This window comes from Pseudomonas sp. RA_5y_Pfl1_P24, assembly GCF_963970945.1.
Taxonomy (GTDB): domain Bacteria; phylum Pseudomonadota; class Gammaproteobacteria; order Pseudomonadales; family Pseudomonadaceae; genus Aquipseudomonas; species Aquipseudomonas tritici.
Window position 1 is genome coordinate 258,064 of sequence record NZ_CAXAOJ010000009.1, and the last position, 13,510, is coordinate 271,573.

Below are 13,510 nucleotides of genomic sequence, written 5' to 3' on the forward strand. Positions count from 1 at the left end.
GCGCGGCCAGGCGGCCGCGCCCTTCAGCGTTTATACGCCTGCAGGCCAGGCTTGATGCTCTTGTCGTCGAGGAACTGCTTCATGCCCTGCTCGCGACCGCCTTCGGTGTCGAGCAGGCGCGACTGATCGAGCTTGGCGTAGAGGTAATCCTCGTTCTGCTCCCAGGTCAGTTCGCGGCAACGCTTGAAGCCATGCTTGGCGGCACGCAGCACCACCGGGTTTTTCTCCAGCAGGTTACGCGCCAGCTCGATGGTCACTTCGCGCAGTTGAGCCAGCGGCACGCTTTCGTTGACCAGGCCCATTTCGGCGGCTTTCTGCCCGCCAAAGGTCTTGCCGGTCATGATGTAGTACAGCGATTGACGATGGCCCACGGTATCGGCCATGGCCTTGCTCACCAGGTTGCCCGGCGGGATACCCCAGTTGATTTCCGAGAGGCCGAAGGTCGCTTCGTCGGCGCAGATTGCCAGGTCACAGGCCACCAGCGGGCTGAAGCCACCGCCGAAGCACCAGCCATTGACCATGGCGATGGTCGGCTTGGCGTACATGCGCAGCAGTTTCCATTGCCATTGCGAGGCTTCGCGGCGGATTTTTTCCTGGAGGATTTCCGGGCCGGCATCCACCTCGCGAAAGTATTCCTTGAGGTCCATGCCGGCGGTCCAGGCTTCCCCGGCGCCGGTCAGTACCAGCACGCCGGCGGCAGGGTCCTGCTCCAGGGTTTCCAGGACGTCGATCATTTCCCGGTTCAGGGTCGGACTCATGGCGTTGCGTTTTTCCGGACGATTGAGAATGACCCAGGCAATGCCTTCTTCGATCTCAACCTTGACAGTGGTCCAACGGCCTTCGTAATTGCTCATGGCGGTACGCTCTTGTTCTGGGTGTGAAGATGATTCGAAATTAAACCGCAAATATAGTTATGTCAATTAACTATTAATTTGAATAACCAATATTTCACGTGATTAAACCCCTTACATTGCAGGCGCCGTAAAAACCCGGCGTAGCCATAGCCCGCCAATACCGGCAAACTAGATAGCCTTCTTAACCTCCACCTTCTGAGGATTGCACTGCCAATGGCCAAGCCTTCCAACATCGCCACCGCCAGCCAGGGCCTGCCCGACAACGATGAGGGACGGCCGCCGCTGGATTCAGCCCTGGACGATCTGATCGGTTACGCCATGCGCCGCGCCCAGCTCAAGCTGTTCCAGAACCTGATCGGTCGGTTATCGGACCACGACCTGCGCCCTGCGCAGTTCTCGGCCCTGGCGATCATCGAGCAGAACCCCGGGATGATGCAGGCCGACCTGGCACGTGCCCTGGCCATCGAGCCACCCCAGGTGGTGCCGTTGCTGAACAAGCTGGAAAGCCGCGCCCTTGCCGTGCGGGTACGCTGCAAGCCGGACAAGCGCTCCTACGGGATCTTCCTCAGCAAGACCGGCGAAGCCCTGCTCAAAGAGCTCAAGGCAATCGCCGCACAGAGCGACCTGGACGCCACCGCCGCCCTCGACGGCCAGGAGCGTGAAGCGCTGCTGCGCTTGCTGAAGAAGGTCTATCAGGACTGATCGGCTTACCAGAGCGCCACGGTGTAGAGCACCAGGAAACGGGTCTGGTTTTCATCGCGAAAAGCCGCGCCGCTCGGGAAGTCATTGCGGTAGATCGACTTGCGCGCCATAAACCCGACGTCCTTAAACGGGCCGCTCTGAATCACATACCCCAGTTCCATCTGGAACTCGCGCTCCTTGCGATCCTCGGCATTCAAAGCCGCCAGTTCGATATGGTCGCCACGCACATACCGCAGCCGAGCCTTCAGCCCCGGCACACCCGATGCGGCGAAGTCATAGTCGTAGATGGCTTGCCAGGTGCGCTCCTTGGCGTTGAGAAAGTCTGAACTCATGGTCAGTTCGCTCATGCCCATCAACTCTGTTCCCGAGATATAGGGCGTGGCCGTCTCCCCGCTTGAGTGCATGTAGCCAAGGCTGACGCGATGGCCGCCCAGGCGGTAGCCAAACAAGGCCGAGAGGTTGCGGTTATCGACGTTGCCCGCCTTGGCACTGCCATCCTCACGGCTGAAAAAACTGCGCAGGTCGCTGGTAAGCACGCCATCGCCTACCGGCAGGTTGTGCAGCAGCGCCAGGGTGTCCTGCTGGTAGAGGTCCGCGATCTGCGAATGGTAGGCGCGCAGGCTGAAATCTTTATTGACCTGGTAATCACCGCCCACGTAAGCCAGGTGCGACGTGGTGGCGGTGGCGTTGAAACGCCGGTTGGGTGAGGCGACAGTCATGGATTGGTAGTCGGTGGAGTCGCGTTTGTTGATGCGATCGATATAGCCAGTGTTGAGTGTCAGGCCATCGATGTTCTTGGAGCTCAACGTGGTGCCGCGAAACGTTTGCGGCAGCAGCCGCGACGGACTGGCAAAGGCAAACGGCAGGAAGATCGACACATCGCCGGCCTTGACCGTGGTTTGCGCAAACCGCAGCTTGGCGGTTGGGGCCAGGCGCGAGTACTCGTCGGCGGCGCGTTTGTCGCTCGCCGACACCGGCAACAACTCGGTACCGCTGCGGTCCGGCGAAGAGTCGAGCTTGACCCCCATTAACCCGCGTACATCCAGGCCAAAGCCCACTGGGCCAGGGGTGTAACCCGATTCCAGGTTGAGGATGAATGCCTGGGCCCATTCCCGCGCGGCGGTCTTCGCACCGTCGTCCTTGTAGTCACGGTCCAGGTAGTAATTGCGCAAGGTCAGGGTGCCGTGGCTGTCGTCGATAAAGCCTGCAGCCCACAGCGAACCGGGCAGCACGCTCAAGGCCAGCAAAGCCATCAGCCGGCGTGGAGTGTTGTTCGACACACAGGAGACAGACGCCGCTGCAGCGGCGTCCTCCATAGGGAGTTCTGGCATGTTCGATGTCCATTTTTGTTGTTTTTTTGGGTTGGCACACGCTCGGCCTTGTCAGCCTCGCGAGCCAAGAATGGAAACAGCCGACGGCACTCGTCAACCACACATGACCGATAATCGAACATTAATAAAACTATCTATTTTTTGGCCAAGCCCACATCCATATCTCAATTGATTGAATTAAATGGCTTTATTCTGCTTTTTTGCAGACTTTATTCCGCGATTCATTTTTTAGTTATATTTGTTATCTTAATATCCAGCAGCCACTCAAGCTGGCCACCACAACAAAAACAACAATGAGGTTTGCCATGAACAGTCCATCGCGTCGTTCGACGCTGACTATTGCGTTGTGCTTTATCGTTGCGCTGATCGAAGGGTTCGATCTGCAAGCCGCCGGCACCGCCGCTGCGGGGTTACGTCAAACCTTCGCCCTGGATCCGAAGATGCTCGGCTGGGTGTTCAGCGTCGGAATCATCGGGCTGCTGCCGGGGGCGTTCTTCGGCGGCTGGGTTGCCGACCGGATCGGGCGCAAGAAAATCCTGGTCAGCGCGGTGCTGCTGTTCGGGCTGTTTTCCCTGAGCACCGCCTTTGTCGACAGCTACTCAAGCTTGTTGCTGGTGCGTTTCCTCACCGGCCTGGGCCTGGGCGCCGCGTTGCCCAACCTGATCGCCCTGTGCGCCGAAGCGGTGACCGAGCGCAACCGTGGCACGGCCATCAGCGTGATGTACTGCGGGGTGCCGCTGGGGGGAGCATTGGCCGCGGTAGTGGCGATGTTTTCCAGTGAGCACTGGCAGACCACGTTTATCATCGGCGGCCTGGCGCCCTTGCTGGCCGTGCCGTTGATGATCCTGCTGCTGCCTGAATCCAGCGCCTTTCGCCAACAACTCGACCACACGCACGGCGCCCGCCCCTCCACCGGCCAGGCGCTGTTCGGCGAAGGCCGCGCCCGCACCACACTGGCCTTGTGGCTCAGCTACTTCTTCACCCTGACCGTGATGTACATGCTGCTTAACTGGCTGCCGTCGCTGTTGCTGGAACAGGGTTTCAGCAAACCCCAGGCGGGCATGGTGCAGATGCTCTTCAATATCGGCGGCGCCCTCGGTTCGCTGCTCGGCGGCGTGTTGCTGGACCGCTGCAATGCCCTCAAAGTGGTGCTGTCGGTGTATGCCGGGTTGCTGGCGGCATTGGCAGGGGTCGGGTTGTCGGTGGGCATCGTGCCCATGGCCATCGCCGGTTTTGCCGCCGGCCTGTTCGTCATGGCCGCGCAGTTGGTGCTGTATGCGTCGGCACCGCCCTCCTACCCAACCTCGGTGCGCGCCACCGGTGTCGGTGCCGCGGTGGCCGTCGGCCGCCTGGGTTCGGTGGCCGGGCCGCTGGCGGCCGGGCAACTGCTCGCCGCCGGCGCCGGCACCGCGGGGGTACTGCTGGCGACGTCACCCGGGGTGGTGATTGCCGCACTCACCATCATCAGCGTGATGGTGCGTACGGCGCCCACTAGAACTTATGCAGCCAATTGAGCACCATTTTGTTGCCCTCGGTGCGGTTCTCCGCCTGCTGTTCAAAGTAGGCGTTTACCGATAGCACGTCTTCCTTGCTGAACGCATAGACCAGGCCTGGGCCCATGGCCCAGACCTTCTCACGACGCCCGCTCACGGCGCGCCCATCGACCTTGGTGTCGGTGATCTGCTTCAACCAGTAGCCGTTCACCCCCACGCTCAGTTGCTGGCTCAAGGCATATTGCAGCGTCAGGTTGGCATGCAATGCCTGGCCGGCCTGGGTATCGGAAACATCCCCAAAGCCTGCCTGCGGATCATCATTCTTGCCATTCCACAGGTACATGAAGCGTCCGCTCGCCGACCATTTCGGGCTGAACCAGTACGTCGCCGCGTAATACGGGTTGAATGACCAGAAGTTGCTGCCGGGGTTGATCGAGCGATTGCGGTCATAGGCCCCCACCGGGATCGAGACATCAGCCTCGACACGCTGGGTCAACAGCGGGCTGCCATCAGCGCGGTTCAGGGTTGGCAGTTGCAGGAAGGCACCGACAGTCAGGTCACCGAAGCCAGCACGGGAACTCAGCGCCGCATTGTTCAACCCATCGTCGACATTCACATGGGCCAGCGAGGTGTTGATCAGGGTGAATCCGGGCATCACGCCATTGGCCAGGGGTTGGCCGACGTAGATGATCTGCGTGGTAGGCGCCACCACTTCCACGTCCTGCTTGGGCAGCGCCAGCTTGTTGCCGTTGGCATCATTGAAGCGGCTGGCCCGGGAGTACGTCAGGTATTCCTCCAGGTACCAGCCCGGGCCGGCCGGGGCCGGTGAGCCGTCGTAGAAACTGGTGCTGCCGAGGTTGAGTCCGGGCAGGTCGTAAGCGTGTGCAATCGGTGACAGTGCGACAAAAGTCGTGGCCGCAACCGTCCGCAAGATAGGCTTGAGCATCTTGTATGTCCTGTATTTTTGTTGTTGTTCAAGACGCCCGGCACGGTGGATCCGCGCCGGGGTTTACCGCTGGTGCAACCCCTACACGTAGGTCGCCGCCAACCCGCCGTCCACCGGCAGATTGACCCCGCTGACCCAGCGCGCGGCGTCCGAGCAGAGGAAGGCAATCACCGCCGCCACCTCATCGGCCAGGGCTGGACGGGTCATGCGCTGGCTGTCCTCGGCCACCCGCTGCGGCCCGAGCATGCTGACGAAATCGCCGAGAATCGGGGTAAACACCGGCCCCGGCGCCACGCAGTTGATACGCACCGAGTGATCGCGAAACCAGCCCTGGGATTGTTGGAAGCTCCACACGATCAGCGCTTCCTTGAAGTACTGATAACAGCTGGCCGGCTCCACCGGATTGGCCGCCAGCCACTGCTGCCCGGCCTCGAAGCTGGGCGTCTCGGCCAGGGCCTTGTGCAGCGCCAGCCGTTGCGGCCATTGCGCGCCGAGCACCGAGGCAACATTGACGATGCTGCCGCCCGCCGGCATGCGTGGCAGCAACGATTGAGTCAGGTGCCGCAGCCCCAGATAATTGACCGTGGCCACCGCTTGCACGGGCGCCGTACCGGGCACCCCGGCGATGTTACACAGCCCGTCGACCCGCGATGGCAGGCGTGCCACCAGGGCATCGATGCTGGCCGGATCGCCCAGGTCAGCCTGGAAGAAGCCATCCAGGGTCAGTTGCGGTTCATGGCGATCAACGCCGATCACCGTGGCGCCCTGGAAACGCGCGAGGCGCGCCAACTCGGCACCAATGCCGGAAGCGACACCGGTGACGATCAGGGTTTTGTTGTGCAGGTTCATGTTCAAGCCCTCTTATTTTTGTATAGGCATGGGTGGATCAAAACGATGAGCCAGGACTCAGAACGGATAGGCAGGTGGAGTGTTTTTCACCGTGACCCACTGCCACTGGCTGTACTCGTCCCAGTCGGCCGGCCCGCCTACGCTGCCGCCATTGCCGGAAGCGCCGCGCCCACCAAAGGGGTTGATGCATTCGTCGGCGACGGTCTGGTCATTGATGTGCAGCAGGCCGCAGTCAAGCCGCTCGCCGATGGCCATGGCACGCCCGACCGACGGTGAGATGATCGCGGCCGAGAGGCCGTACTCGGTGCGGTTGGCCAGCTCGATGGCCTCCTCGTCCGTGGCAAAACTGACCACCGTGGCCACCGGGCCGAAGATTTCATCCTCAAACGCGCGCATGCCCGGACGCACGCCACTGAGCACAGTGGGCTGGTAGAACAAGCGGTCATAGTCGCCGCCCGCCTCCAACCGCGCGCCCGCTTGCAGGCTGTCGCTGACGATCTCGTGCACGCGCTGCAATTGCCGTTGGTTGATCAATGGGCCGAGCGCGGCTTCACCGCGGGCGGCATTGCCCACGGTGAGCGCCCGGGCCTTGTCCACCAGCTTGCGGGTGAGGCTTTCGGCGATGGATTCATGCACGAGAATCAGCCCGGTCGCCATGCAAATTTGCCCCTGATGCAGCCAGGCGCCCCACGCAGCATTGCTCGCGGCCAGATCGAGGTCGGCGTCTTCGAGAATGATCAGCGGGTTTTTGCCGCCCAGTTCCAGCGCGACTTTTTTCAGCTGTCGCCCGGCCACTTCAGCAACTTTGCGCCCCGCCGCAGTGGACCCGGTGAACGCAATCATCCGCACATTAGGATCGCGGCACAGCGCTTCCCCCGCTGGCGCCGCGCCGGGCAACACCTGCAACAGGCCCTTGGGCAAGCCCGCCTCTTCGAACAGCCGGGCAATGAGAAACCCTCCGCTGACCGGGGTCTGCGGGTCGGGTTTGAGCACCACTGCATTGCCCGCCGCCAGCGCCGGGGCCACTGAACGCAGCGACAGCACCAGCGGAAAGTTGAACGGTGAAATCACCCCGACCACGCCGTGGGGCTGGCGCCGGGCATAGGACAGTCGGCCTGCTGCACTGGGCAGCACCACCCCGTGAGGTTGGGACAACAGCCCCGCCGCCTGATGCAGCAGCACAATCGCTTCGCGCACTTCGTGTTCGCCCTTGAATAACGCGCCCCCGGTTTCCCGGGCGACGTACAGCGCCAGTTCGGCGAAGGACCGCTGGGCCAGGTCCGCCGCCCTGCGAAACACCTCGGCGCGTTCCCGTGGGCCGAGTGCAGCCCAGGCCGGCTGCGCCAGGGCCGCGCTGCGGCAGGCGATGGCGATGTCGGCCGGGTTGGCCATGGCGCAGCGCATCAGGGGTTCGCCGGTGGCGGGTTCAATCACGTCAATCACAGATCCCGAAGCGGGAATCCAATCGCCGTTGAACAGGCATGCGGACGCGATGGCCCGCTGTAGAAAGGGGGTGGTTTCAGACACTGACATTGGCAACTCCCGGTTCTTGTAATTGTCATCGTCTGCACAAGGTGCAAACGCCGCATCAAGCCTTGAGCAAAGGCTGTGCCGCTTGCACGCAACGACGCGCATATAAACCGGCGAAGGCTCTGGGTCGAGGCCTGCCACGAAGCGTTCACACGCCTGGGGCGATCGCCCGCAAAAAACCCGGGTTCTGCCACTTGTTCAATTGATAAGGTTATGTTTTATAACTATCTGAGCAATTGCTCATATCGATCACTCGCTTTGCAGGGGCATAACAATGACTAATCCCCACAGCGCGCTGCCCGACGACCGGGTGGCCACCGCGCCCTACCCTCCGCGTGGCGACAGTCGCCAACTCAGTGACAGCAGCTCGCCCACCACGGCGGAACTGGCCGACTGCCTGTTCTTTTCCCCTGAAGATGGGCGCATCTGGCTCAACGATCAACGCATGTTGTTGCTGCACAGTTCGTCGTTCGGCGCCCTGCGCGCCGAGGTCATCGAGCGCCTGGGACTGGACCAGGCTCGGGGTCTGTTCACCCGCACCGGTTATGCCTCCGGCGCCCGGGATGCGCGCTTGATCCGCGAGCGTTGGCCGCAGGCCGATGCCGCCGCTGTGTTTCGCGCCGGCACACACCTGCACACCCTGGAAGGCATGACCAAGGTCGAACCGCTGCACTTCAAGTTCGATGCCGACTCAGGGTTCTATGAAGGGGAATTTCTCTGGCACCACTCGTGCGAAGCCGATGAACATGTAGGGGCCTACGGCATCGGCCAGGACCCGGTGTGCTGGACTGAAACCGGCTACGCCATCGGCTTCGTCAGTGGCCTCTTCGGGCAAATGGTGATTTTCCGCGAAGTGGAATGCCGTGGCATGGGCCATCGCCGTTGCCGCGTGATTGGCAAGACGGCCGAGCAATGGGGTGATGTCGAGCAGGACCTGCGCTACCTGAATGTGTCCCAGGCCGTCACCGGCCCTGCCGCCCCCACGCTCGCAGGCCCCGTGGGCAGCAGTGGCGGAACCCGCCAGCCCCAACCGTTGGTGGGCGCCAGTGCCGCGTTCAACGCGGCGATGCAAGCGCTGCAAAGGGTTGCACTGACGCCCGCGACGGTGCTGATCAGCGGTGAGTCCGGCGTGGGCAAGGAGATGTTTGCGCGCCAGCTGCACCAGCTCAGTCGTCGCCATGACAGCCCGTTTGTGGCACTCAATTGTGCCGCCATCCCGGATAACCTCGTGGAGGCCGAACTCTTCGGTGTCGAACGCGGCGCCTATACCGGCGCGACGCACTCGCGCCCCGGGCGATTCGAACGGGCCCAGGGTGGCACCTTGTTCCTGGATGAAATCACCAGCCTCAGCCTGCCCGGGCAAAGCAAGTTGCTGCGAGCCTTGCAGGAACGGGAAATCGAACGGGTCGGCGGGGTGCGCGGGATCAAGGTGGATGTGCGCGTGGTCGCCGCCACCAATATCGACCTGCGTAAAGCCGTGGCAGACGGGAGCTTTCGCGAAGACCTGTTCTACCGGCTGAACGTATACCCCATCGCCCTGCCCCCGCTGCGTGAACGCCGGGACGACATCCCGCTGCTGATTAATGCGTTCCTGACGCGCTTCTGCCAAGACTACGCCCGGACCCCGGCAGGCCTGACCATGCGCGCCCTGAAGACATTGCTGCGCTACGACTTCGCGGGCAATGTGCGCGAGCTGCAAAACCTCATCGAACGCGGCCTGATCGCCAGCGACGAAGGCCAAGCCATTGACTTGGGGCATCTGTTTCGCAACGAACCGATGCCCGCCGAGCCCTATGGCCTGGACGACCAAGGCAGCCTGTCAAATACCGGGCAGGCGCCCCGCTCGACGCTGCTGGATACCCTCGACCAGTTGGACCAGGGGTTTTCCATCGAAGGCCTTGAATCGCGCCTGATCAATGAAGCGTTGCAACAAAGCGCCGGCAACCTGGCCGCGGCCGCCAGGCTCGTGGGGCTCAGCCGGGCTCAATTTGCTTACCGTATGAAGAAGCATCAGCGGCAAACCCCTTGAATGGCAATGAGTGCTTTAAAAGCTTTACCCAATTAAGTATTTTGCAGGGGTCTGGGGCCAACACGCGCCCCTCTTTTAATTCGTGACAAGGATCTCCTGTGAGCGGACTGCGTGAACGTCAGAAAGCCGAGCGCCGGCAAGCTATCAGTAAAGCCGCGATCGAACTGTTTGAGCGCCAGGGTTTCCAGAACACCACCATCGAACAGATCGCCAGCCAGGCCGGGGTGTCGCCGCCGACGGTGTTCAAGTACTTCGGCAACAAGCAGGAAATCATCTTGGAGATCCTGCACCACGCCGATCAACGCGCGATCACCGACACCCGCAGCCTGATCCACAAAATAGACGACCCGGTCGAAGCGCTCTGCCACTTGGAACGCCTGCTCACGGGCTATGCCCTGGAAGTCATGCACCCCAGCCTGTGGCGTGAACTGCTGCCGCTGATCCTGTTCGGTGGCAGCAACGAACTGCCCGCGGGTTATCGGGCCATGAACGATGCGCTCAGGGCCGAAATCAGCGAACTGCTTCGGGAATTGCAACGGGCCGGCAAGCTGCGCCCGCAACTCGATGTGGAGTTGGCCGCGTTCCTCTTGAATGACTACTCGCACCTGCAACTGTTCAGACTGGTGAACCAGGAACACCCGGATATCGACGCGCACTCAACCCAGGTCAGGCGTATCACCGAGCTGCTGTTCTACGGCATGCAGGCCTGACAGCTTCTGGGGTCGGGCCTCAGTAAAAGCGATAGCAACGAATCATCACCTGGTCGGCGCACGGATAATGCACCAGGCCGATAAAACTTGATCGGGTGAGCCAGTCCAACCGCCCCCTGGGCACCTGGAACACCGGGGTGCAGGTGCAGCGGTACTCCGTCTCAGGAATCGGCCACTGACCATCGCGCTCCAGCTGGCGCCCGTACTCAGTCATGCTCAGCACACCCCGGTTACGGATGTTGATCACCTCGCCTTCGTCGGTCCTAACGCTGTAGCGGGCATCCAGTTGACCGATACCATCCTGGCGCAAAAGAAAACAATCTTCTCCGCCCGCCAGGACCTGGCCGCTGATGCCGACTCCATCGAAATCCCCGCCCAGAATCGGGTAGTTACAGCGCAGACCTTCAACGCTGTCGCCCAGCATCACACCTGGCCCTATCGCGACGCGAAGGGTCAGCACCCGCTGCAAGTTCGGGGCAATGTCCATCCGTTCAGTCATGGCAAGCTCCAAGCCCGGCGCGCACGCACCGGGCCACACTGATCAGCGGTTGCTCTTGATGGCGGTCCACGTGCGGGTACGGATGCGCTCCACGGCGGCCGGAATCGGCTCCAGGGCAAACAGGGTCTTGCGCGCTTCGTCCGGCACATACATGTTGGGGTCGTTACGGATGCTGGCGGCCACCAGCGCGGTGGCGTCCTTGTTCGGGTTGGGGTAGCCGATCTTGTTGCTGATGCGCGCAATCACGTCCGGGCGCAGGATGTAATTGATGAACGCATGGGCCTCCTCCAGATCGGGGGCCTTCGCCGGGATCATCATCACGTCCGACCACATGGGCGCGCCTTCCTTGGGCAGTGCCATCTCGACCTTGACGCCCTTGCCAGCGGCATCTGCCAGTCGTGTGGCCAGTGCGATACCGCCGGACCAACCCACGCCCACACAGATATCACCGTTGGCCAGGTCCATGCCGTAGCGCGACGAGTTGAAGTAACTGACGTAAGGGCGAATCTTCATCATCACGGCCTGGGCTTGCACATAGTCCTCACGCTTCTGGCTATTAGGATCGAGGCCCTTATAGTGCAAGGCAATCGGCAGGATCTCGTTGCCGGCGTCGAGGAAACCCACGCCACAACTGGCGAGCTTGGCGAGGTTTTCTTCCTTGAAGATGATGTCCCAGCTGTTCATCTGCACGTCGGGGCCCAGGGCTTTGCGCACCTTGTCGACGTTGTAGCCGATCAGCGTGGTGCCCCACAGGTAAGGTGCGGCGTAGCGATTGCCTGAGTCACCTGCGGTTTCCAGGGTTTGCATGAATTGCGGGTCCAGGTGCTGCCAGTTCGGCAACTGCTTGCGGTCCAGCGGCTGCACGGCACCGGCCGTGATCAAGCGTCCCAGGTTGGCGGAGCCGGGAAACACCACATCATACCCGGAGTTGCCCGTCAGCAGCTTGGACTCCATGGTTTCGACGCTATCGAACACATCGTAAATCGGGCGAATGCCGGTTTCCTCCTGGAAGCTCTTGAGCACTTCGGGTGGCAGGTATTCGATCCAGTTGTAGATCCGTACGGTTCGTTCTTCAGCCAGGCAAACACCACTGATGAGCAACGAGGCGACAGTGCCCAGCACGGTGTTACGCAAAAATCTGTTCATGATCAAAACACTCCAGCGCGGCCGCGATGGCTCGCAGCACTTAATAGCGGTAGGTGAAATACAGTTCCAGCGCACTGAACATCTGGTCGTTGCCGAACACCTGTTTGGCGGCGGCCAGTGGCTTGACCCAGTTGTACGACAGCGACGTATAGAACGACGGCGTGGGTGTCCAGTCGAGGAAAACCACACTTTCGTCAGCAAAGCGCCGATCACTGACCGGTGCGCCCATGTAGTTTTTCTCGTCCAGCCAGAACTGATAGTGAATCGCGCCGAGGGTCAGGGTTTCGTTGAGGTGGGTCTTGAGGGAGAACTGCTGGACGTTTTCGTTGCTGTTGAACAACAGGTAGTTGCCGACCACGTCCCCGACCAGCCACGTGCTCCAGTCGACGAAGCCTTTGCTCAGTGGGTCCCAGGCTTTTTGCCGGTTGTCGGTGAGGTTGTCGTCGCCGGAAAAGCTCGCGTAGCGGTAGCCAAGGACCGGCGTCAGCGGCAAGGTGTTGAAGGCATAGTCGGCCTGGGCATACCAGGCGTTGGCATCGTAGTCGACCCCCTCGCCGCTGCCGCGCTCCAGCGCGTACTCGGCATTCAGCGTCAGCGCCTGTACACCGGGCACCTTGGCGTTGAGTGCCCGCAGGTTGTACACCTGCATCCCGTCCCGGCGGCGCGGGAGCGTGCTGCCTCTGGGGCCAAGGGCATTGACCTTCATGGCCATGGCGCCGAGCGTCACCTGGTCATCAACGTTGTAATCCACGTTGACGCCGGTCATGCGGAAATCGCCCAAGTCATCATCGGTGCGCAAGGTGAAGGCCTGGGACTTCAGCGCGCCATGATCCCAGGCGAGGATCGCCGAATCCTTGAAGGCGGTTCGCGGGCCGAGCCAGTAGGCGCCATCCTTGTACTGGTCGAGGTTACCGTCCATGACGATGAACCCCGTACCGATCATGTAGTTCTGGCGGCCGGCGGTGAGCGTCCACTCGCCGGCGCGAAAACCGCCGTAGAGTTCTTCGGCTGCGGCCTTGCCATCGGAGCTGCGGCTGAAGCCCCCCGCGTCGCCATCGCCGAAGGTGCTCGCTGCCACCAGGGAACCGCCCGCGAGCAGGCTAAAATCCGGTTGCAACGCATACTCGAGTTTGACCCCCGGTTTTACGTAGACCTCTTGCCAGTTGATCCGGGCGCCGCCGTTTTTACCGTTGCGCGCATCGACCTGGCCGCTGCCGAAGTTGACACCACGGGTAAACAACGTTGCGCCGCCTGCCGTGAGATTGACTTCGCCCTTGAGATCGCCGTCCTCAAAGGTGTAGCCCGCGAATGCGACGTGGGTGGTCAAGGGTAAGCCGACCGCCAACAGCGCTCGAGAGAAACGCTTGCTGAATACCATAAGAAGCTCCTGTGGAATTATTGTTGTTACAGGGCAGTCAATG

At 61.7% G+C, this 13,510-nt stretch carries 12 protein-coding genes; 4 read left to right on the top strand and 8 right to left on the bottom strand.

All coding sequences use genetic code 11. The annotated features are described in order from the left end of the window. Positions 1-23 precede the first annotated feature (23 nt). A complete protein-coding gene (locus AACY30_RS17645) occupies positions 24-854 on the bottom strand; it encodes a p-hydroxycinnamoyl CoA hydratase/lyase (protein WP_010567568.1) in 831 nt (276 codons plus the stop codon). 213 nt (positions 855-1,067) lie between these two features. Here AACY30_RS17645 and AACY30_RS17650 point away from each other — a divergent pair, with 213 nt between their 5' ends. Continuing rightward, positions 1,068-1,556: a MarR family winged helix-turn-helix transcriptional regulator gene (locus AACY30_RS17650; protein WP_339468858.1), complete on the top strand. Its 489-nt coding sequence runs from the start codon at positions 1,068-1,070 to the stop codon at positions 1,554-1,556. A 5-nt stretch (positions 1,557-1,561) separates the two neighbouring features. On the opposite strand, the gene AACY30_RS17655 is transcribed toward AACY30_RS17650, so the two are convergent. Continuing rightward, on the bottom strand, positions 1,562-2,887 hold the full coding sequence (locus AACY30_RS17655; RefSeq protein ID WP_339540830.1) for an OprD family porin: 1,326 nt from the start codon (positions 2,885-2,887) through the stop codon (positions 1,562-1,564). A gap of 305 nt (positions 2,888-3,192) precedes the next feature. Here AACY30_RS17655 and mhpT point away from each other — a divergent pair, with 305 nt between their 5' ends. Further along, positions 3,193-4,401 carry a 3-(3-hydroxy-phenyl)propionate transporter MhpT gene (mhpT, locus tag AACY30_RS17660; protein WP_339540831.1) on the top strand — a complete coding sequence of 403 codons (1,209 nt, stop codon included), beginning with the start codon at positions 3,193-3,195 and terminating at the stop codon, positions 4,399-4,401. Here the strand turns inward: mhpT and AACY30_RS17665 are convergent. From AACY30_RS17665 to AACY30_RS17675, 3 genes are all read right to left on the bottom strand, one after another. Next, positions 4,379-5,326, bottom strand: coding sequence for a SphA family protein (locus AACY30_RS17665; RefSeq protein WP_339540832.1), 948 nt, complete (start codon positions 5,324-5,326; stop codon positions 4,379-4,381). The genes mhpT and AACY30_RS17665 overlap by 23 nt on opposite strands. Before the next feature lie 81 nt (positions 5,327-5,407). Continuing rightward, positions 5,408-6,175: a coniferyl-alcohol dehydrogenase gene (locus AACY30_RS17670; protein WP_339419458.1), complete on the bottom strand. Its 768-nt coding sequence runs from the start codon at positions 6,173-6,175 to the stop codon at positions 5,408-5,410. Positions 6,176-6,232: 57 nt separating this feature from the next. After that, complete coding sequence (locus AACY30_RS17675; RefSeq protein ID WP_339540833.1) at positions 6,233-7,708, bottom strand: benzaldehyde dehydrogenase; 1,476 nt, start codon at positions 7,706-7,708, stop codon at positions 6,233-6,235. Positions 7,709-7,979: 271 nt separating this feature from the next. On the opposite strand from AACY30_RS17675, the gene AACY30_RS17680 reads away from it, so the two are divergent. Beyond that, a complete protein-coding gene (locus AACY30_RS17680) occupies positions 7,980-9,734 on the top strand; it encodes a sigma 54-interacting transcriptional regulator (protein ID WP_339540834.1) in 1,755 nt (584 codons plus the stop codon). Between the two features lie 98 nt (positions 9,735-9,832). Beyond that, positions 9,833-10,444, top strand: a complete 612-nt coding sequence (locus AACY30_RS17685; protein WP_339419463.1) for a TetR/AcrR family transcriptional regulator — start codon at positions 9,833-9,835, stop codon at positions 10,442-10,444. A gap of 19 nt (positions 10,445-10,463) precedes the next feature. Here AACY30_RS17685 and AACY30_RS17690 read toward each other — a convergent pair whose 3' ends face one another. From AACY30_RS17690 to AACY30_RS17700, 3 genes are read right to left on the bottom strand one after another with little or no spacing between them, the layout of a single operon-like run. Then, positions 10,464-10,943 carry a DUF3237 domain-containing protein gene (locus AACY30_RS17690; protein ID WP_339468862.1) on the bottom strand — a complete coding sequence of 160 codons (480 nt, stop codon included), beginning with the start codon at positions 10,941-10,943 and terminating at the stop codon, positions 10,464-10,466. Between the two features lie 42 nt (positions 10,944-10,985). After that, positions 10,986-12,089, bottom strand: coding sequence for a polyamine ABC transporter substrate-binding protein (locus AACY30_RS17695; RefSeq protein ID WP_339468863.1), 1,104 nt, complete (start codon positions 12,087-12,089; stop codon positions 10,986-10,988). Between the two features lie 40 nt (positions 12,090-12,129). After that, entirely contained in the window at positions 12,130-13,467 is a 1,338-nt protein-coding gene (locus tag AACY30_RS17700) for an alginate export family protein (protein ID WP_339419467.1), read from the bottom strand. Positions 13,468-13,510: the final 43 nt, after the last annotated feature.